Source organism: Roseovarius sp., assembly GCF_965228755.1.
Classification (GTDB): domain Bacteria; phylum Pseudomonadota; class Alphaproteobacteria; order Rhodobacterales; family Rhodobacteraceae; genus Roseovarius.
Map to the genome: position 1 here is coordinate 35,525 of NZ_CBDDIG010000003.1, position 17,830 is coordinate 53,354.

19 protein-coding genes are annotated in these 17,830 nt (G+C 66.9%); 12 read left to right on the plus strand and 7 right to left on the minus strand.

The window, feature by feature from the left end:
- The first annotated feature begins 36 nt into the window (after nt 1–36).
- The gene (locus ACO07J_RS01680; protein ID WP_422025702.1) at nt 37–495 is read left to right on the plus strand and encodes an Lrp/AsnC family transcriptional regulator; all 459 of its coding nucleotides are present in this window, start codon (nt 37–39) and stop codon (nt 493–495) included.
- Nucleotides 496–615: 120 nt separating this feature from the next.
- On the opposite strand, the gene ACO07J_RS01685 is transcribed toward ACO07J_RS01680, so the two are convergent.
- Entirely contained in the window at nt 616–2,034 is a 1,419-nt protein-coding gene (locus ACO07J_RS01685) for an FAD-binding oxidoreductase (RefSeq protein WP_422025704.1), read from the minus strand.
- 27 nt (nt 2,035–2,061) lie between these two features.
- A complete protein-coding gene (locus ACO07J_RS01690) occupies nt 2,062–4,038 on the minus strand; it encodes an AsmA family protein (RefSeq protein ID WP_422025706.1) in 1,977 nt (658 codons plus the stop codon).
- A 107-nt stretch (nt 4,039–4,145) separates the two neighbouring features.
- On the opposite strand from ACO07J_RS01690, the gene rimO reads away from it, so the two are divergent.
- Together rimO and trhA are read left to right on the plus strand one after the other, a co-directional pair.
- Entirely contained in the window at nt 4,146–5,522 is a 1,377-nt protein-coding gene (gene rimO / locus ACO07J_RS01695; protein ID WP_422025707.1) for a 30S ribosomal protein S12 methylthiotransferase RimO, read from the plus strand.
- Between the two features lie 201 nt (nt 5,523–5,723).
- Complete coding sequence (gene trhA / locus ACO07J_RS01700) at nt 5,724–6,377, plus strand: PAQR family membrane homeostasis protein TrhA (protein ID WP_422025709.1); 654 nt, start codon at nt 5,724–5,726, stop codon at nt 6,375–6,377.
- 10 nt (nt 6,378–6,387) lie between these two features.
- Here the strand turns inward: trhA and ACO07J_RS01705 are convergent, their stop codons facing one another.
- From ACO07J_RS01705 to ACO07J_RS01715, 3 genes are all read right to left on the minus strand, one after another.
- Complete coding sequence (locus ACO07J_RS01705; RefSeq protein ID WP_422025711.1) at nt 6,388–6,651, minus strand: DUF6455 family protein; 264 nt, start codon at nt 6,649–6,651, stop codon at nt 6,388–6,390.
- A 69-nt stretch (nt 6,652–6,720) separates the two neighbouring features.
- Complete coding sequence (locus ACO07J_RS01710; RefSeq protein ID WP_422025713.1) at nt 6,721–7,074, minus strand: YigZ family protein; 354 nt, start codon at nt 7,072–7,074, stop codon at nt 6,721–6,723.
- A gap of 10 nt (nt 7,075–7,084) precedes the next feature.
- Entirely contained in the window at nt 7,085–7,780 is a 696-nt protein-coding gene (locus ACO07J_RS01715) for a M48 family metallopeptidase (protein WP_422025715.1), read from the minus strand.
- A gap of 117 nt (nt 7,781–7,897) precedes the next feature.
- On the opposite strand from ACO07J_RS01715, the gene ACO07J_RS01720 reads away from it, so the two are divergent.
- Nucleotides 7,898–8,146 (plus strand): hypothetical protein, encoded by a 249-nt coding sequence (locus ACO07J_RS01720; RefSeq protein ID WP_350131020.1) that lies wholly within the window; start codon nt 7,898–7,900, stop codon nt 8,144–8,146.
- Here ACO07J_RS01720 and ACO07J_RS01725 read toward each other — a convergent pair.
- The gene (locus ACO07J_RS01725) at nt 8,133–8,387 is read right to left on the minus strand and encodes a DUF167 domain-containing protein (protein WP_422025717.1); all 255 of its coding nucleotides are present in this window, start codon (nt 8,385–8,387) and stop codon (nt 8,133–8,135) included. The genes ACO07J_RS01720 and ACO07J_RS01725 overlap by 14 nt on opposite strands.
- Before the next feature lie 104 nt (nt 8,388–8,491).
- Between ACO07J_RS01725 and ACO07J_RS01730 the strand changes: the two genes are divergently transcribed.
- Together ACO07J_RS01730 and ACO07J_RS01735 are read left to right on the plus strand one after the other, a co-directional pair.
- Nucleotides 8,492–9,070, plus strand: coding sequence for a nitroreductase family protein (locus tag ACO07J_RS01730; RefSeq protein WP_422025719.1), 579 nt, complete (start codon nt 8,492–8,494; stop codon nt 9,068–9,070).
- Nucleotides 9,067–9,759, plus strand: a complete 693-nt coding sequence (locus tag ACO07J_RS01735; protein ID WP_422025721.1) for an EI24 domain-containing protein — start codon at nt 9,067–9,069, stop codon at nt 9,757–9,759. The genes ACO07J_RS01730 and ACO07J_RS01735 overlap by 4 nt, the downstream gene beginning before the upstream one ends.
- A gap of 173 nt (nt 9,760–9,932) precedes the next feature.
- Here ACO07J_RS01735 and ACO07J_RS01740 read toward each other — a convergent pair whose 3' ends face one another.
- Entirely contained in the window at nt 9,933–10,556 is a 624-nt protein-coding gene (locus ACO07J_RS01740) for a helix-turn-helix domain-containing protein (protein WP_422025723.1), read from the minus strand.
- 65 nt (nt 10,557–10,621) lie between these two features.
- Between ACO07J_RS01740 and ACO07J_RS01745 the strand changes: the two genes are divergently transcribed.
- The 6 genes from ACO07J_RS01745 (at nt 10,622) to ACO07J_RS01770 (ending at nt 17,773) form a co-directional block, all read left to right on the plus strand.
- A complete protein-coding gene (locus ACO07J_RS01745; protein WP_422025725.1) occupies nt 10,622–12,148 on the plus strand; it encodes a class I adenylate-forming enzyme family protein in 1,527 nt (508 codons plus the stop codon).
- Nucleotides 12,135–12,785, plus strand: coding sequence for a DsbA family oxidoreductase (locus ACO07J_RS01750; protein WP_422025727.1), 651 nt, complete (start codon nt 12,135–12,137; stop codon nt 12,783–12,785). The genes ACO07J_RS01745 and ACO07J_RS01750 overlap by 14 nt, the downstream gene beginning before the upstream one ends.
- 18 nt (nt 12,786–12,803) lie before the next feature.
- Nucleotides 12,804–13,181: a potassium channel family protein gene (locus tag ACO07J_RS01755; protein ID WP_422025729.1), complete on the plus strand. Its 378-nt coding sequence runs from the start codon at nt 12,804–12,806 to the stop codon at nt 13,179–13,181.
- A gap of 160 nt (nt 13,182–13,341) precedes the next feature.
- A complete protein-coding gene (locus ACO07J_RS01760; RefSeq protein WP_422025731.1) occupies nt 13,342–14,019 on the plus strand; it encodes a ZinT family metal-binding protein in 678 nt (225 codons plus the stop codon).
- A 174-nt stretch (nt 14,020–14,193) separates the two neighbouring features.
- A complete protein-coding gene (locus ACO07J_RS01765; protein ID WP_422025733.1) occupies nt 14,194–15,426 on the plus strand; it encodes a multidrug effflux MFS transporter in 1,233 nt (410 codons plus the stop codon).
- Between the two features lie 142 nt (nt 15,427–15,568).
- On the plus strand, nt 15,569–17,773 hold the full coding sequence (locus tag ACO07J_RS01770) for an NADP-dependent isocitrate dehydrogenase (RefSeq protein WP_422025735.1): 2,205 nt from the start codon (nt 15,569–15,571) through the stop codon (nt 17,771–17,773).
- Nucleotides 17,774–17,830: the final 57 nt, after the last annotated feature.

Below are 17,830 nucleotides of genomic sequence, written 5' to 3' on the forward strand. Positions count from 1 at the left end.
TGGAATTCAAGAAATTTTTCCGCTACCCTCCCTCATATGAAATTTTCTGATCAGGAAAAGGCCCTCCTCCGGGAAATCCAGCAGGACAGCGCCGCCTCGCTGGCCACGCTGGCCGACCGCGTCGGCATGGCCCAAAGCACCCTCTGGCGCAAGCTGCAGGAGTTCGACGCCGCCGGCATCGTCACCGCCCGCGTCGCCCTCCTCGACCCCGGGAAGGTGGGCGCCAAGCTCTGCGTCTTCGCCACCGTCTCGCTACAGGACCACTCCGAGGCGTCGCTCGCCGCCTTCTCCCGCCTGATCGACCGGCACCCCGAGATCCTCGAATGCCACGCCATCACCGGCAGCGCCGACTACATGCTGAAAATCCACACCGCCGACGTTGAAAGCTACGAGCATTTCATGACCAACGCCCTCCTGCGCAGCGACGTGGTCCGCGCCGTCCACTCCAGCTTCTCCCTGAAGGCGCTCAAACGGACAACGTCTCTCCCGGTCTGACCCGTCGGATTCTGAGTATTTTCAGAAAGATGAAAGTGCAGACGCCCTGCTTCTTCTTGGGGCAAATATCCCGGGGGGAGCGTTGAAATCCCCTGATTTCAACGCGGGGGGCAGCGCCCCCTAACCCGCCCGCAACACGGCCCCCGGATTCATGATCCCCAAAGGATCCAGTGCGCGCTTGATCGCCCGCATCGCCGACAGTTTCGCCGTATCGCCATAGCGCTCCAGGTCATCGACCTTCAAACGCCCGACCCCGTGCTCGGCACTCACCGACCCGCCCAATTCATGCACCAGGTCATGCACCACCCGCTTGATCTCGTCCCGCTGCCCGGTGAAGGCCTCCTTGCGCTCCCCCTTCGGCGGGAAGACGTTGTAATGCAGGTTCCCGTCGCCCACATGCCCGAAGCAATTGACCCGGAACGCCCCCAGCGCCGCCATCGCCTCGTTCCCCCGCGCAATGAACTCCGGCAGCGCGCCCAGCGGCACGGAAATGTCGTGCGAACTTACCGACCCGATCCTCCGGTTGGCCTCGGGGATCGTCTCCCGCACTTCCCAGAACGCGGCCCGCTGCGCCTCCGACTGGGCAACCATGCCGTCGCTCACCAGCCCCGCCTCGAACGCCTCTGCAAAGAGCGTCTCAAGCGCCCCCGCCGGCTCCAGCCCCTTGGCCAGCCCGATATCGATCAGCACCAGCCACTCCGGCGCCTCGTCGAACGGCAACCGCACATCCGGCATCGTCTCCGCCAGGAACTCGAAACCCGCCCGGTGCATCAGCTCGAAGGCCGACACCCCCTCCGCCATGTGCGCCCGCGCCAGCGCCAGCAGCTTCAGCGCCTCGCCGGGCCCCGGCACCGCCATCAGCGCCGTCCCCTCGCCCGCGGGCTTCGGGTGCAGCACCAGCGTCGACGCCGTGATTACCCCCAGCGTCCCTTCCGAGCCGATCAGCAGGTCGCGCAGGTCATACCCCATGTTGTCTTTCCGCAGCCGCCGCAGCCCGTGCCAGACCTGCCCGTCCGGCAGCACCGCTTCCACCCCGAGGCACAGCGCCCGCGCATTGCCATAGCGCAGCACGTTCACCCCGCCCGCATTGGTGGCCAGCATCCCGCCGATCCGCGCGCTCCCCTTCGCCGCGATCGACAGCGGGAACAGCCGGTCCACCGCCTCGGCCGCCGCGTGGATGTCCGACAGGATCGCCCCCGCCTCGACCTCCATCGCGTTCTCCTCGGGCCAGACGCCCCGCACCTTCCGCATCCGCTCGAGGCTCAGCAGCATTGGCGCCGGCCCCTCCGCCACGATCTGCCCGCCGACCAGCCCGGTGCCGCCGCCATAGGGCACCACCGGCACCCTTGCCTCGGCCGCCGCCCGCACACAGGCCGCCACATCCTCCACGCAATCCGGCGCCACCAGCACACCCGCCCGGCCGGCCCAGCGCCCGCGCGGCTCCTCCAGGTAGGCCGGCGTCACCTCGCGAAACGCCGCCTCCGGCAGCACCTCCCGCAGCCGCCCGACAAAGGCCTCGTCAACCGAATTCAACACCATCTCAACCCCTTGCGCGCCGATCCTGCATCACTCGAAAAGCTTCAGAAGCCCCTTCGTGGCCTCCTCCTCCAGCTTCCGCTTCAGCGCATCCTCGACCGACTCGTCCTCTTCCACCTTCACGCCCAGCTCCTTCTCCACCGCGCGCCGCACCTCCTTCTCGGCCTTCTCCTCCAGCTCCTTCTTCTCCTCCCGGAAGTTCCGGTCGATCGCCGCCTCCATGTCCGGCCGGATCTCCGGATCGTCCCACGACCCCCGGATCCGCACCGGAATGGCCAGCCCCTTGGTGCTCTCCCCCTCCAGCAGCACGGGCGTGAACAGGTAATCGATCCGCCGCTGACCCAGCGCGATCATCCCTTCCCCCTCCGCCTTCGCCAGCGGCAGCTTGAGCAACAGGTCATCGTTCCGCGCCACCCCGTTCTCGATGGTGAACGTCGCCCCCATCGTGTCGAAGATCGTCGTGCCCCCGGTCGCCACGCCCGACCGCATCAGCTTGTCGAGGTCGAACCCCTTGATCACCCCGCGCCCGGTCTGAACCGCGCCCTTCCCGCTCAGCGAACTCATGATCGCCTGCTCCGTGTTGCCCACGCCAAGGAAGTTCAGGCTGGCATCCGCCTCGCCGGAAAACCGCGTGATCCCGGCGGCATCGGTCAGGAACCGCTCCATGTCGATCCCCGCCGCCTTCAGGTCGCCACCAACCGACAGGCCCGAGCGGTTGTTCACAACGAAATTCCCGGTAATCAACGCGTTATACGCCCGAACTTCACGCAGGTCGAACACCAGCCGCGACCGGTCCAGCGTGATCATCGACCGCACCTTGCCCACCTTCAGATCGCCTAGGTCGACACTTTCGGCGGTCAGCGCCACCTCGGCATTCGCCAGCCCCAGCGCCGAGGCGTCAATCGGCTCGGTCGACCACCCCTTGTCCGCCGCCACCGACGCGCGCCCCGCGCTCGCCTCGCCGCCGCTCTCGCTCTCCATCCCCGTCAGGTCCAGCGCGCCCGCGTTGATCTGCGCCGACACCACCGGCCGCTCGCCGCCCAGGTCCACGTCCGCCGCCCCGCCGATCCGGTTGCCGTCAAGCTGCAACGCCACCTCGCGCAGCGACAGCCGCTGATCGGCGCTGTAGGTCACCAGCGTCTCGCCATTCACGCTCCGCCCCAGCCCGGCCGGAATATCCGCCGCCGGCAGACCCAGCGACGCCATGAACGCGCGCGTATCCGACACCGCCGCCGTCACCCGGCCCTGCAGCTCCGGCGCGGCACTCGCCCGGCCAAGGAAGGTCGCCTCGCCCCCCTTCGTGCTGACCGTCGCCTTCACGTCGCTCACCGCGCCGTCGATGAACTCGCCCACCCGGTCGAGATACCCCTCGACCCGCACCGCCTCCCCGGCCGGCCGCAGCGTCATGTCGAACGTCGCGCGCCCTTCATACTCGGGCCAGCGCAAGTCGAACGCCATGCCGCGCATCTCGGTCCGCTCGCCGGTGCCGTGATCGGTGTAGAGAAACGTCGCATCCTGCACCAACGCCCGGTCCAGCGTCAGCGCCAGCCGGTCCGACCGTGCCATCCCGTCCGCCTGCTCCGACGCGCCCTCGCCCGCCTGACCCGACGGCGCCACGCCCTCGACATTCAGCTCCCAGTTCACCCGCCCGTCGGCGGCCTTCTCGAGGTTGATGACCGGCCCCACCGCCTCCAGCCCGGTGATCCGGATATCGCCGCCCCACAGAACCTGCGGCTCCACCCCGATCTTCAGGCTCTCGGCCCGGAACATCGGCGGCCCGTCGCTCCACTCGGCATTGGCCACCGTGACCGCCCCGGTACTGACGCCGAGAATGGGATAGAAGCTCAGCGTCGTCTCCCCGCTCATCGTCACCTCGCGGCCGGTCCAGCTCGACAACTGGCTCGCCGCGACCTTGGCGATCTTGTCGCCCGGCAGAAGCAGGAAAACACCCGCCACCAGCACCACCGCCAGCAGCAACAGCCCGAAGGCCCGCACGATCCAACGCATACCGCTCACCCCTCCGCGTCTTTTCCCGCAAGGTTAGGCCCCGGCGCCCCGCGCAACAACCTCGTTTTCACTTTCGCGCGGGGGCGCGAGCGACTATATCGCGCCACATGAGCACCAACCCCCCCGACCTGCGCCCCGATCTCGCGCGCTCCACCATTTCCGAGGCACGCCGCCCCGGCCAGCCGGTCATCGGCATGGTCTCCCTCGGCTGCCCCAAGGCGCTGGTCGACAGCGAGCGGATCCTCACGCGGCTCCGGGCCGAGGGCTATGGCATTTCCCCCGATTACGGCGGGGCCGACGCGGTCATCGTCAACACCTGCGGCTTCCTCGACAGCGCCAAGGCCGAAAGCCTCGAAGCCATCGGCGAGGCGCTTCAGGAAAACGGCCGCGTGATCGTCACCGGCTGTCTGGGGGCCGAGCCCGAATACATCACCGGCACCCACCCCAAGGTGCTCGCCGTCACCGGGCCCCACCAGTACGAACAGGTGCTCGACGCGGTCCATGCCGCCGTCCCGCCCAGCCCCGATCCTTTCGTCGACCTGCTGCCCTCCTCAGGCGTGAAACTCACACCCCGACATTACAGTTACCTAAAGATATCAGAGGGCTGTAACCACAAGTGCAAGTTCTGCATCATCCCCGACATGCGCGGCCGCCTCGCCTCGCGCCCGGCCCACGCGGTCCTGCGCGAGGCCGAGAAGCTGGTCGAGAACGGGGTGCGTGAACTCCTCGTCATCAGCCAGGACACCTCCGCCTACGGGGTCGATACGAAACACGCCGAAACCGGCAGCCACCGCGCCCATATCGCCGACCTCGCCCGTGACCTGGGCGACTTGGGCGCGTGGGTCCGCCTGCACTACGTCTACCCTTATCCGCATGTGCGCGACCTGATCCCGCTGATGGCCGAAGGGCGCATCCTGCCCTATCTCGACATCCCCTTCCAGCACGCCCATCCCGACACGCTCAAACGCATGGCGCGTCCCGCGGCGGCGGCGAAAACCCTCGACGAAATCAACGCGTGGCGGGCGATCTGCCCCGATATTACCCTGCGCTCCACCTTCATCGTCGGCTACCCGGGCGAAACCGAGGAGGAATTCCAGACCCTCCTCGACTGGCTCGACGAAGCGCGTCTCGACCGCGTCGGCTGCTTCAAATACGAAAACGTCGAAGGCGCCCGCTCCAACGCCCTCCCCGACCACGTGCCCGAACCGGTTAAGGAAGAACGCTGGCAGCGGTTTATGGAAAAGGCACAGGCCATTTCCGCGGATAAACTGGCCGCCAAGGTCGGATCTGTACAAGACGTGATCGTCGACGACATCGACGAAGACGGCATCGCCACCTGCCGCACCAAGGCCGACGCCCCCGAAATCGACGGCTGTCTCTTCATCGACGAAGGCACCGAGGCGCTCTCGGTCGGCGATATCGTCACGGTCGAGGTGGACGAAGCGGGAGAGTACGATCTCTGGGGTCAGATCACCCGCGCCTGACACCGGCGCCGCGCCGCCCATCCCGGCACCCTCCGCCCGGCCCCACGGGAACCAACCGCCCCCCACAGCGCTTGATCTACCCCATGACGTCGCGTCGGCCCCGGTTTCAAACCGGCCGAAAACAAACCACAGTTTTGCGCGGATGCCGACATCAGGATGTCGTGGAGAGATGCCATCAACCGGGCAGGAGGTACCGGGACCATGTCCTATCCCAATTACACCCGCGCCGAACGCTGGGCCGACGGCATCGTCCACGTGATCGGCGTCACCGCGGCGCTCGCCGGCGTCGCCACGATCTTCTGGATGTGGTACCAGCAGATGCCGTGGTCGACCTTCGTGGCCACCTCGGTCTATGCCGCCGGCCTCATCCTCATGCTCACAGCCTCGGCCGCCTATCACCTCGGCGCCCATACCGCCGCCCGCCCGATCCTCCGCCGCATCGACCATGCCGCCATCTACCTCAAGATCGCCGGCACCTTCACGCCGCTCAGCGTGCTGCTCGGCACCGCCTTCGGCTACATCGTGCTGGGCGTCGTCTGGCTTCTGGCCCTCGTCGGCGCCGCCGCGAAACTCATGGCCGCCCGCGGCGCCATGACCACCGGCTGGTGGCCCCAGGTCGCCCTCGGCTGGATCGGCGTGGCGCTCCTCATCCCGCTCTGGACGCTGCTGCCCCCGCAAAGCCTCTGGCTGATCCTCACCGGCGGCATCATCTACTCGGTCGCGGTGATCTTCTACTGCTGGGAATCGCTGCGCTACGCCAACGCCATCTGGCACACCTTCGTGCTGGTGGCGACCGGCTGCTTCTTCATGGGCATCTCGGCGGCCCTGGCAAGCGCCGTGCAGATGCCGCTCTGACGCGGCGGCCTCAGAACCGCCGACCGTCCTTCAGCCCGTCGAACAGCTCGGCATTCCGGCACATCGGCGGCGCCTGCTCCGCCACCTCCACCTGCGCGGCCAGCCATTTCTCGCAGCCGCAAGGATCGGCACAGCCGGTACAGCGCAACACCGCCTCCCCCAGCGTGTCGATCTGCAGCTTGCCGCGCATGATCTTCTCTTCCAGGTCGATCCCGAGGGCATTCGCCATCCGGTCCACCAGATCGGCATGGCGCTTGTAGGTCAGGTTGGGCATGTCGTCTCTCCCGTCGCGTTGTACGCCACCAAGGCTAGACCGCCGCGCACCCCGCGTCCTTGACCTGCATCAACCGAACGCCTCCAGCCATGCGCGCACACAGGTCTGCACATGCCGGAACCGGTCGCCGCCCAGGTGCTTGCCGCCATACCAGCGCGTCACCACGACGATCCGGTCCGTCACGCCATCCCGTTCCAGCATCCGCAAAATCACGTTGCCGGCGCCCGATTCGCCGTCATCCCCCTTCAGCGGCGTCCCGTCCGACAGGATCACCGCCCAGGTGTTATGCGTGGCCTTGGCGAATTTCTTGTCCCGCTTCAGCTCGACCAGGAAGGCCTCCGCCGCCTCCCGGCTGGCCGCCACGCCGCCCGAGACGGCATATTTCGACCCCCGGTCGCGTACCACATCCGGCAGTTGCTGCATGCCCCGCGGCTCAGAGCCCGGCGGCCACGCGCCGCACGGTCTGGATCCGGTCGGCATTGCGCGGGTGGGTGCCGAGGAAACTGTCGCCCGGGTCGGCGATCCGCATGAAATACTCCGCCCCCAGCACCGGGTTATAGCCCGCCTTGTGGGCGATCACCGTGCCGATGGCGTCCGCTTCCAGCTCGAAATCCTTGGAATACCGCCGCGCACCCACGCCCGCGCCCATGTTCACCGCCGCCTCGATCCCGGCCGAATTCGCCCCTGAAAGCGAGGCCAGCCCGCCCATCAGGATCGCGCCGGCCATGGCGTTCTGCTGCTGCCGCGGGATGTGGCCCGCGATATGGTGCGCCGCCTCGTGGCTCATGACAAAGGCCAGCTGGTCGGCATTCTGCACATCCGCCAGAAGCGACCGGGTAAACGCCAGGATCGGCCGCCCGTTCTTGTCCAGCGTCTGGTAGGCGTTGGGCTGCAGGCCCGCGCGGTCATCCAGCACGATCCGGAAATCGCAATTCGACGAGCGCGTCCGGCTGCGGCAAATTCCTTCGGCCACCGGCTCCACCCGGCTGACCACCGCCCGGAACCGGGCAAGGTCGCCCGCCCCCGGCGATTGCGGCGCCCGAGATACCGCATTGGGCCCAGGGGCCGGCGCGGTGGTCACGCACCCCGCCAGACCGATCATCACACTCACGAGTAGAAACCAGCGCATCGCTATCCTCAATCGTCCTTCCCCTTGGTTCTAGCAGGGTTTGCCCCGCTGGCCAGCCCCCCAATGGTTCCGCACGGCCCCGCTTGCAATGGCTCGCCAAGCGAATAAGGTGGCCCCATGTTTTCCATCGAACACGAATTCGACGCCACCGTCATCACCCTCGTCGACGAAGGCCGCCCCCGGCTCGAGGAAGACGTGATCATCAACGCCTTCGAGGAATGCGTCACGATCGAGCAATACGATCCGCGCACCGACCGGGTCGAGAAGATCACCCTCTCCCCGGCCCAGCTGCGCGATCTCGGCGCGGCGCTGAACCTGCCCGAAGGGGTCTATTCGCTGAACGGCAAGACGCTCAACGAACGCTGAAAACCTTGTCACGCGCCGTCGCGCCCCGGATCAGCTCGAGCCGCGATTTCGGCACGCCCATCGCCTTCGCCAACAGCTTCTGCACCGCCGCGTTCGCCTTGCCGCCCTCGGGCGCCACCGTCACGCTGACCCGGATCTGCCCGTCGCGCAGCACGATCCCGTTGGCCGCGGCCTTCGGCGTCACGCGCACCGTCACGGTCGTGCCGGCCTCGGCAAGATGACTCAGATCGGGCAGTTTCATGGCCCGACTCCCTGCCCGCTTTCCCCGTCCCGCGCAAGATGCAGGGTTGACCCCCGCGCGCTGGCACCCGACATGTAAGCGCGCAACAGGACAGGAAGACGTGCATGCCCGATCCGAACCCGGCCGCGATGGAGTTTCTGCTCAACCGCCGTTCGCGCCCCGCCAAGACGCTCACCACCCCGGTGCCCGACCGCGCGGCGCTGATGCCGATCCTGACCGCCGCGGCCCGCAGCCCCGATCACGGCAAGCTCGAACCCTGGCGCTTCATCGTGCTGGAGCGGGGTGCGCTCCTGCGCCTCGCCGGGCAGGTCGACGAATGCGGCGAACGGCTCGGCAAACCGCCCGAGGATATCGCCAAGGCCCGCGCCCAGTACACCGATGCCCATCTCGCCGTCGCCGTGGTCGAGGTACAGAAACCCTCTGGGAAAATTCCGCTCCTCGAACAGACCTACTCCGCCGGGGCCGTCTGCCTCGCCCTCCTCAATGCCGCGCTGGCCTCGGGCTGGGGCGCCAACTGGCTCACCGGCTGGGCCGTCCATGACCGCGACTTTGCCGAGACGGGTTTCGGCCTCGACGCGGGCGAACGCATTGCCGGGCTGATCCATATCGGCACCGAAACCTCGGCCCCGCCGGACCGCCCTCGCCCCAATCTCGACGCCATCACCACCTGGGTAAGCGAATGATCTTCTCGAGCTTCTTCAAGGCCCTGGGCCAACTGGGCGACCCGCGCTTCCGCAAGGTCCTGTTTCTCGGCATCGGCCTGACGCTGGCGCTGCTGATCGCCACCTATGCCGGGCTCCTCGCCGTGATCGAGTGGCTGACGGGCGAGACGACCAACCTCCCCATCGTGGGCGAGGTCACATGGGTCGGCGACCTGCTCAGTTTCGGCTCCCTCTTCCTGATGCTGTTCCTCTCGGCCTTCCTGATGGTGCCGGTGGCCTCGGCCATCACGTCCATGTTCCTCGACGAGGTCGCACAGGCCGTCGAAGACCGCCATTACCCGCGCCTGCCGCCGGCCAACCGCGTACCTTTCGGCGAGGCGGTGAAGGACACGATCAATTTCCTCGGCATCATCATCGCCGCCAACCTCCTGGCCTTGTTCCTCTACGTCGCCTTCACGCCCGCCGCGCCCTTCATCTTCTACGCGATGAACGGCTACCTCCTGGGGATGGAGTATTTCACCCTCGTCGCCATCCGCCGCGTCGGCCGGCAAAAGGCCAAGGAACAGCGCCGCCGCCACGTCACGACGATCTGGCTGGCGGGCATCCTGATGGCACTGCCGCTCTCGATCCCGCTCATCAACCTCATCATCCCGATCCTCGGCGCGGCGACCTTCACCCACATCTATCACCGGCTTGCGGGCAACGGCTGACCCACACCCTGACCGGAAAATCTGAAAATAGCGTTAAAGCCGGGCCGTTGCGCAACGCGCCTTGTGTCAACGGCCCCCGGCCACCGGCCCCGCACCGACGCGATACCGACAAAATACCGACGTGATACCGACGTTGGAATCCCAGCAAAACAACCCCGTTAACCACCGAGTCGTCAGGCCAGCGAGGTCACCCACAAGATCGTGGCATCCTCGTCGCTGACCGAAACCACGTTATGCCCCATCGTCGCGTCGTAATAGGCGCTGTCGCCCCGGCGCATCTCGATCGGCTCGTAGAACTCGGTGAAGAGCCGCACCACCCCGGTCAGCACGTACAGGAACTCCTCCCCGTCATGCCGGACCCAGCCGTCGAACTCCTCGACCGACCGCGCCCTGATCCGCGCCCGATAGGGCAGCATCCGCTTCTTCGACAGCGCCTCGCCCAGCAATTCATGCTCGTACGTGGTGGTCGCGTGATGCGTCCCCTCGCCCGCCTTGGTCACCGCCAGCCGCCCGCTGATCTGGTCCCGCTGCGGCGGCGTGAAAAGTTGCGGCACCGAGATCTGCAAGCCAACGGCCAGCTTCTTCAACGCCTCGTAAGTCGGTGACATCTGGCCGTTTTCGATCTTCGACAGGGTCGATCGCGCCAGCCCGGCCTGCTTCGCCGCCTGCTCCAGCGTCCAGCCACGCCCCTTCCGAAGCTCCCGCACCCGCTCGCCGAGGTTGAGCGGTTCGGCCTGCTCCTCCGCCCCGTTCTGGCGCGAGATCCTGATAAGGTTTCCGGGCAGCGTTTCCTTCATGCGAAACGCTATACGCCCGGCCCGAACGACTTGCAACTGAGCCCGCCTGTGCCTAGAGCAAACCCATGGTGTCCCAGACAAATTCTCCGGCCTTCGCGCCCTGCCCCGCGCCCTTCAACCTCGCGGCCCACGTCCTGCGCCACGCCGACGCGTCGCCCGACAAGGTGGCGCTCGCCGTCCTCGGCCTCTCCGGCGCCGAACGCTGGAGCTACGCCAAGCTGAAACAGGCGGTCCTCGGCACCGGCACGGGCCTCCTGCAAACCGGCCTCCAGCCCGGCGACCGCGTCCTCATGCGCCTCGGCAACACCGTCGAATTCCCCATCGCCTATCTCGGCGCCATCGCCGTCGGCCTCGTCCCCGTCCCCACCTCCTCGCAGCTCACCGAGCGCGAGGTCGCCGGCATCATCGCCACCACCGCCCCCGGCGCCATCCTCCGCGACCCCGCCATCGCCTGCCCTGACACCGACATCCCCGTCATCACCCCCGATGCCCTCGCCACCATGCGCGCCCTCCCCCCGGCCGATTTCGACATGGGCGACCCGGACCGCATGGCCTACATCATCTATACCTCCGGCACTTCCGGCACACCCCGCGCGGTGATGCACGCCCACCGCGCCATCTGGGCCCGGCAGATGATGGTCGACGGCTGGTACGGCCTGCGCGACACCGACCGCCTCTGCCACGCCGGCGCCTTCAATTGGACCTACACGCTGGGCACCGGCCTGATGGACCCGTGGACAGCCGGCGCCACCGCCCTCATCCCCCAATCCGGCATCGACGCGGGCCAGCTTCCCCTGCTGATGAAGCGCCACGACGCCACGATTTTCGCCGCCGCGCCGGGCGTTTATCGCAAGTTCCTCAAGGACGGCACGCCACTCGACCTGTCCAAGCTCCGCCACGGCCTCTCCGCCGGCGAAAAGCTCGCCGACACCATCCGCGAGGCATGGGGCACCGCCACCGGCACCGAGATCTTCGAGGCCTATGGCATGTCCGAATGCTCCACCTTCATCTCCGCCGCGCCGGGCCATCAGGCGCCACAAGGCACCCTCGGCTACCCCCAGCCCGGCCGCCGCGTCGCCATCATCGGCGACAACGGCCCCGTGCCGCTGGGCGAGGAAGGCACCATCGCCATCCACCGTTCCGACCCCGGCCTGATGCTCGGCTATCTCGGCGCGCCCGAGGCCACGGCGGCCAAGTTCCGCGGCGACTGGTTCCTCACCGGCGATCAGGGCGTGATGGACGACACCGGCGCCATCACCTATCTCGGCCGCGCCGACGACATGATGAACGCCGGCGGCTTCCGCGTCTCCCCGATGGAGGTCGAGGCGGTGCTCAACGCCCATCCCGGCATCCTCCAGGCCGCGGTCACCGATATCGAGGTCAAGGCCGACGCCCGCCTGATCATGGCCTTCTACACCGGTCCCGAACCGCTGCCCGAGGCCGAACTGCACGCATTTGCGAAAGAGCGGCTCGCAGGCTACAAATGCCCCCGCGGTTTCTTCCACCTCGACGCGTTGCCCACCGGCGCGAACGGCAAAATCCTGCGCCGCGAATTGCGGCCGATCTACAAGGCGCTCCATGGTCAAGCTTGATATCATCTCCGACACGATCTGCCCCTGGTGCTATATCGGGAAAACCCTGCTCGACAAGGCGCTGGCCGAACGCCCCGACCACCCGTTCGAGATCGAGTGGCACCCGTTCCAGCTCAACCCCGACATGCCGCCCGAGGGGATGGACCGCCACACCTACCTCGAACGGAAATTCGGCGGTCAGGAAGGCGCGGCACGCGCCTATGCCCCCATCGTCGAGGCAGCCGAGGCCGCAGGGCTCAACCTCAACCTCGCCGGCATCAAGCGCACGCCCAACACGCTCGACGCCCACCGCCTGATCCACTGGGCCGGCATCGAGGGCAAGCAGATGGCCGTCGCCATGGCGCTCTTCCGTGCCTATTTCCACGACGGTCGCGATATTGCCGATCACGACACGCTGGCCGATATCGCCGACGGGGCCGAGATGGATGCCGCCGTGGTGCTTAAATTGCTCAAATCCGATGCCGACCTCGAAGGTATCCACAAGAAGGATGCCGGTTTTCGTGAAATGGGGATCACCGGCGTGCCCACCTTCATCGTCGCGGGCAAGCATGCCGTGCCCGGCTGCCAGCCGCCCGAGCTCTGGATCAAGGTGATCGACGAGCTCAACAACCAGCCCGCGCAGGCCGGCAACGGCTGAGGATCGAGGGGGCAAGGGATGAACTGGCGCCGCATCATCGCCCTATTCTCCACCCTGCCGGCCATCATCATCGGCGGCACGATCTTCTTCCACCATGTCGAAGGCTGGTCGTGGATCGACAGCTATTTCTTCACCGTCGTGACCCTCTCGACCGTGGGATATGGAGAGCTGGTGCCCGCCACCGCGACGGGCAAGATCGGCACCACGATCTTCATCTTCGTGGGCCTCGGCATCTTCGCCGTTGCCATCCAGCAGTTCGGTGCCTTCGCGATGCGTCAACGCAAGGAGCATACCGAGTGGCTGATCGGCAAGGTCCGCCACGCGCCGCACGTCCATGACGACGCGCAGGACCACGCCGCCAATACCGACACCCGGCCGGATCCCCCCCGGCGGTAATCTTCCTTTAACACCTTTCCCCTCCAGAACCGCCCCCCGCGCCGTTGCCACCCCGGCGCAGGTGTTCTAACGCTGGCAATGTTACGATATAACGTAGCGAATCACGCCGGGCGGCTCGCCCCCCGGCCCTGCCAACACCAACCCGAAAGGGAAAGACCATATGCAAACGCTCTTCCTCAGCCGCGCCGCCGCCCTGGCCACCGGCGCCCTGCTCACCCTCGCCACCCCGGCGCTCGCCTCCGACTCCACCGAGAAATCCCATGATCACGACCACGACCATTCCCATTCCGACTCCAAGCAGCAGGCCGAGATCTACAAGGGATATTTCGAGGACAGCCAGATCGAAGCCCGCGCCCTTTCCGACTGGGAAGGAGACTGGCAATCGGTCTACCCCTACCTGGTGGATGGCAGCCTCACCCCGGTGATGGCGCACAAGGCCGCCCACGGCGACAAGACCGCCGAGGAATACCGCGCCTATTACGAGATCGGCTACGCCACCGATGTCGACCGCATCGAGATCGTCGGCGATCAGGTCACCTTCCACGAGGGCGACACCTCCGTCTCGGGCACCTATGCCGATGACGGCTACGAGGTGCTGACCTACAAGAAGGGCAACCGCGGCGTCCGCTTCATCTTCCAGAAGACCGAAGGCGACGAGGACGCACCCGATTACATCCAGTTCAGCGACCATCGCATCGCCCCCGCCAAGGCCGACCATTACCACCTCTACTGGGGCGACGACCGCGCCGCCCTGCTTGAAGAGGTCACCAACTGGCCCACCTACTACCCGGCCGATCTGACCGTCGATCAGATCGTCGAAGAGATGACGGCCCACTAGGGCCCGTCACCCGGCGCGCGCCTCCGCTCCTTCCCTGTTGCGGGGCGCGCGCCACCCCGGTCCGGCGCATTAACCGGGCGGAAAGGTTCCCGCCCGCATATGTGCGCGAACGGCCTTCGACATGTGCGCACCCCGCCTATGGCGCATATCCGCACAGCATGATAGCGCCCAGGGATGAGCGTTTCCGAAACTCCCCAGCCCGGCCGCGCGCCCATCGGGCGCATCGAATTCGTCGCCCTCATGGCGATGCTCGTGGCCACCGTCGCGTTCTCCATCGACGCGATGTTGCCCGCCCTGCCCCGGATCGGCGCGGAACTTACCCCCGAGGCGGTCAACCGGGCCCAGCTCGTCGTGGCCTCCTTCCTTCTGGGGCTCGGCTGCGGCACCTTCTTCACCGGCCCGCTCTCCGACAGTTTCGGGCGCAAGCCGGTCATCCTTGCGGGCGCGGCAGTCTATATCACCGGCGCGCTGATGGCGATGATCGCGCCCTCGCTCGAACTGATCGTCGCGGCGCGCATCCTGCAGGGGCTCGGCGCCGCCGCGGCCCGCATCGTCGCGCTCGCCATCATCCGCGACCTCTATGCCGGGCGCGAGATGGCGCGGCTCATTTCCTTCGTGATGATGGTCTTCACCCTCGTCCCCGCCGTGGCTCCCCTCGCCGGCAGCGGCGTCATCGCGCTCACCGGCTGGCGCGGCATCTTCGGCATCTTCATCCTCTTCACCATCTGCACCACCCTGTGGATGCTGCTCCGCCTCGCCGAACCCCTGCCCGCCGAACGCCGCCGCCCCTTCCGGCCCCGCTCGCTCTGGGCCGCGGTGAAGGAGGTGCTGTCCTACCGCACCGTCCGCCTGTCGATCGCCGTGCAGATCCTCTGCTTCACCACGCTCTTCTCCTCGATCAGCTCGATCCAGCAGATCTTCAGCGCCACCTTCGACCGCACCGACGATTTCCCCTACTGGTTCTTCGTCATCGCCCTGCTCGCCGGCACCGGCAGCTTCGTCAACGCGGCGCTGGTCATGCGTCTGGGGATGCGCCGGCTGGTCAGCTTCGCGCTCATGGCCCAGGTCTGCCTGACGGCGATCACCCTGACCCTCTTCCTGATCGGCCTGCCGCCGGGCATCGACTTCGCGGTCTACGTCGCGTGGCAGACCACCGTCTTCTTCCAGGCGGCGCTGACGCTCGGCAATCTCAACGCCCTCGCGATGGAGCCCCTGGGCCACATCGCCGGCATGGCCGCCAGCGTCATCGCCAGCATCGGCACGGTCGGCTCGGTGATCCTGACCGTTCCCGTGGGCCTCGCGTTCAACGGAACGCCCCTGCCGCTCTTCACCGGCGTCCTCGCCTGCGTGCTGGGCGGCACCCTGCTGATGCGGAAGCTGGAAAAGATCGAGCATTACGACGGCTGACCCCGCCGCGCCCCTCCTGCGCGGCCTCCCGCTGGCCCTCGCCACTTTTTCCGGTATACAGTCGCATACCGTCTTTCCAGAGGCGCCGCGATAGGCTATGACGCGCCCAAACGCGTCTTACCCGGATCAAGAGGGATCACCGATGGCCGACAACTCCAATCCCGATATTGTCTACACCAAGGTCGACGAGGCACCCGAGCTTGCCAGCGCCTCGCTTCTGCCGATCATCCAGCGCTTCGCCGCCGCCGCCGGCGTGTCGATCGGCACCCGCGACATCTCGCTGGCCGGCCGCATCCTCGCCACCTTCCCCGACAAGCTGAAGGACGACCAGCGCGTCACCGACGACCTTGCCGAGCTGGGCAAACTGGTGAAACAGCCCGAGGCGAACGTCATCAAGCTGCCCAACATCTCGGCCTCCGTGCCCCAGCTCGTCGCCGCCGTGCGCGAGCTTCAGGGCCAGGGCTTCGACATCCCCGACTACCCCGACGACCCCAAGACCGACGAGGAAAAAGAGATCCGCGCCCGCTACGACGCCATCAAGGGCTCGGCGGTGAACCCCGTCCTGCGCGAAGGCAACTCCGACCGCCGCGCCGCGGCCCCGGTCAAGAAATTCGCCCAGAACAACCCCCATCGCATGGGCGAATGGACCGCCGACAGCAAGACCCGCGTCGCCTCCATGTCGGCCAACGACTTCTTTTCAAACGAGAAATCCGCCACCCTCGACAAGGCGGCAACGGCAAAGATCGTCCTTGAAACCGCGAATGGCGAGACCGTCTTGAAAGACGGCGTCAGCTACCCCGAGGGCACCGTCGTCGACGCCACCTACATGAGCGCCAAGGCCCTCGACACCTTCCTCGCCGACGAGATCGAGAAGACCAAGGCCGAAGGCGTGCTCTTCTCGCTGCACATGAAGGCCACGATGATGAAGGTCTCCGACCCGATCATTTTCGGCCACGCGGTCAAGCAATGGCTGAAGCCCGTCTTCGACAAGTACGGCGACGAGATGAAGGCAGCCGGCGTCAACCCGAATTCCGGCCTCGGCGACCTGCTGGAACGGGTCAAGGACAAGACGGAAATCCTTGAAACCATTGAGAAAACCCGCGACACCCGCCCGCCCATGTACATGGTCGACAGCGACCGCGGCATCACCAACCTGCACGTGCCTTCGGACGTGATCATCGACGCCTCGATGCCTGCCCTGATCCGCTCGGGCGGCAAGGGCTGGGGCCCCGACAACAAGGAGCACGACGCGGTCTGCGTGATCCCCGACAGCTCCTACGCTCCGGTCTACGACGAGACGATCAAGTTCTTCAAAGCCAACGGAAAACTGAACCCGGCCACCGCGGGCACCGTTCAGAACCTCGGCCTGATGGCCCAGAAGGCCGAGGAATACGGCTCCCACCCCACCACCTTCGAAATCCCGGAGGACGGGACCGTCAAGATGGTGCTGGATGACGGCACCGTGCTGCATCAGCACAGCGTTGAAAAAGGCGACATCTGGCGTTCCGCCTCGGCCCGCAAGGCGCCGATCGAGGATTGGGTGAACCTCGCCATCGAACGCCAGAAGGCCACCGGCTACCGCGCCATCTTCTGGCTCGACGAGAACCGCGCCCACGACGCCGAGCTGATCCGCTTCGTGAAGCCGATCCTCGATGCCAAGGGCGTGGCCGACAAGTTCGAGATCATGCCCCCGCGCGAGGCCACCCGCGCCAGCCTCGAGACCATCACCAAGGGCGAGAACACCATCGCCATCACCGGCAACGTGCTGCGCGACTACCTGACCGACCTGTTCCCGATCCTCGAACTGGCCACCTCGGCCAAGATGCTGTCGATCGTCAAGCTGATGAACGGCGGCGGGCTGTTCGAGACGGGCGCCGGCGGCTCGGCCCCGAAACACGTCCAGCAGCTGCAGGCGGAAAATCACCTCCGCTGGGACAGCCTGGGCGAGTTCTGCGCGCTTGGCGAAAGCTTCAAGTTCCTCGCCGACGCCAAGAACAACGCCCGCGCCCGCGTGCTTGGCGAAACGGTCGAGACCGCCACGCAGGGTATCCTCGATCACGGCCGGTCCCCCAGCCGCAAGGTGGGCGAGCCCGACAACCGCGACAGCCACTACTGGTTCGCCCGCTACTGGGCCGAGGCGCTGGCCGCGCAATCCGACGATGCCGCCCTGGCCGAGGAGTTCGGGCCGATCGCCAAGGCCTTGGCGGAAAACGAGGAAAAGATCACCGGCGAACTGGCCGCCGTTCAGGGCAAGCCGGCCGATACGGGCGGCTATTACCACCCCGACGACAAGAAGCTCGCCTCGGTCATGCGCCCGAGCGAGACGCTGAACGCGATCATGGGCTAACCGCCCCTTCCCCTTGCAAGACGGGCCGTCCTGGGTCATCCCCAAGGCGGCCCGTAT

What these genes read in the sequence shown, in the direction of transcription:
- ACO07J_RS01685 (WP_422025704.1), bottom strand. Translation starts at nt 2,034, where the DNA reads ATGGTGTTGAATTCGGTTGACGAGGCCTTTGTCGGGCGGCTGCGGGAG.
- ACO07J_RS01730 (WP_422025719.1), top strand. Translation starts at nt 8,492, where the DNA reads ATGCCCGATCCGAACCCGGCCGCGATGGAGTTTCTGCTCAACCGCCGT.
- ACO07J_RS01725 (WP_422025717.1), bottom strand. Translation starts at nt 8,387, where the DNA reads ATGAAACTGCCCGATCTGAGTCATCTTGCCGAGGCCGGCACGACCGTG.
- ACO07J_RS01745 (WP_422025725.1), top strand. Translation starts at nt 10,622, where the DNA reads ATGGTGTCCCAGACAAATTCTCCGGCCTTCGCGCCCTGCCCCGCGCCC.
- ACO07J_RS01705 (WP_422025711.1), bottom strand. Translation starts at nt 6,651, where the DNA reads ATGCCCAACCTGACCTACAAGCGCCATGCCGATCTGGTGGACCGGATG.
- ACO07J_RS01720 (WP_350131020.1), top strand. Translation starts at nt 7,898, where the DNA reads ATGTTTTCCATCGAACACGAATTCGACGCCACCGTCATCACCCTCGTC.
- ACO07J_RS01710 (WP_422025713.1), bottom strand. Translation starts at nt 7,074, where the DNA reads ATGCAGCAACTGCCGGATGTGGTACGCGACCGGGGGTCGAAATATGCC.
- ACO07J_RS01680 (WP_422025702.1), top strand. Translation starts at nt 37, where the DNA reads ATGAAATTTTCTGATCAGGAAAAGGCCCTCCTCCGGGAAATCCAGCAG.
- ACO07J_RS01755 (WP_422025729.1), top strand. Translation starts at nt 12,804, where the DNA reads ATGAACTGGCGCCGCATCATCGCCCTATTCTCCACCCTGCCGGCCATC.
- ACO07J_RS01750 (WP_422025727.1), top strand. Translation starts at nt 12,135, where the DNA reads ATGGTCAAGCTTGATATCATCTCCGACACGATCTGCCCCTGGTGCTAT.
- ACO07J_RS01765 (WP_422025733.1), top strand. Translation starts at nt 14,194, where the DNA reads ATGAGCGTTTCCGAAACTCCCCAGCCCGGCCGCGCGCCCATCGGGCGC.
- ACO07J_RS01770 (WP_422025735.1), top strand. Translation starts at nt 15,569, where the DNA reads ATGGCCGACAACTCCAATCCCGATATTGTCTACACCAAGGTCGACGAG.
- ACO07J_RS01690 (WP_422025706.1), bottom strand. Translation starts at nt 4,038, where the DNA reads ATGCGTTGGATCGTGCGGGCCTTCGGGCTGTTGCTGCTGGCGGTGGTG.
- rimO (WP_422025707.1), top strand. Translation starts at nt 4,146, where the DNA reads ATGAGCACCAACCCCCCCGACCTGCGCCCCGATCTCGCGCGCTCCACC.
- ACO07J_RS01740 (WP_422025723.1), bottom strand. Translation starts at nt 10,556, where the DNA reads ATGAAGGAAACGCTGCCCGGAAACCTTATCAGGATCTCGCGCCAGAAC.
- trhA (WP_422025709.1), top strand. Translation starts at nt 5,724, where the DNA reads ATGTCCTATCCCAATTACACCCGCGCCGAACGCTGGGCCGACGGCATC.
- ACO07J_RS01760 (WP_422025731.1), top strand. Translation starts at nt 13,342, where the DNA reads ATGCAAACGCTCTTCCTCAGCCGCGCCGCCGCCCTGGCCACCGGCGCC.
- ACO07J_RS01715 (WP_422025715.1), bottom strand. Translation starts at nt 7,780, where the DNA reads ATGCGCTGGTTTCTACTCGTGAGTGTGATGATCGGTCTGGCGGGGTGC.
- ACO07J_RS01735 (WP_422025721.1), top strand. Translation starts at nt 9,067, where the DNA reads ATGATCTTCTCGAGCTTCTTCAAGGCCCTGGGCCAACTGGGCGACCCG.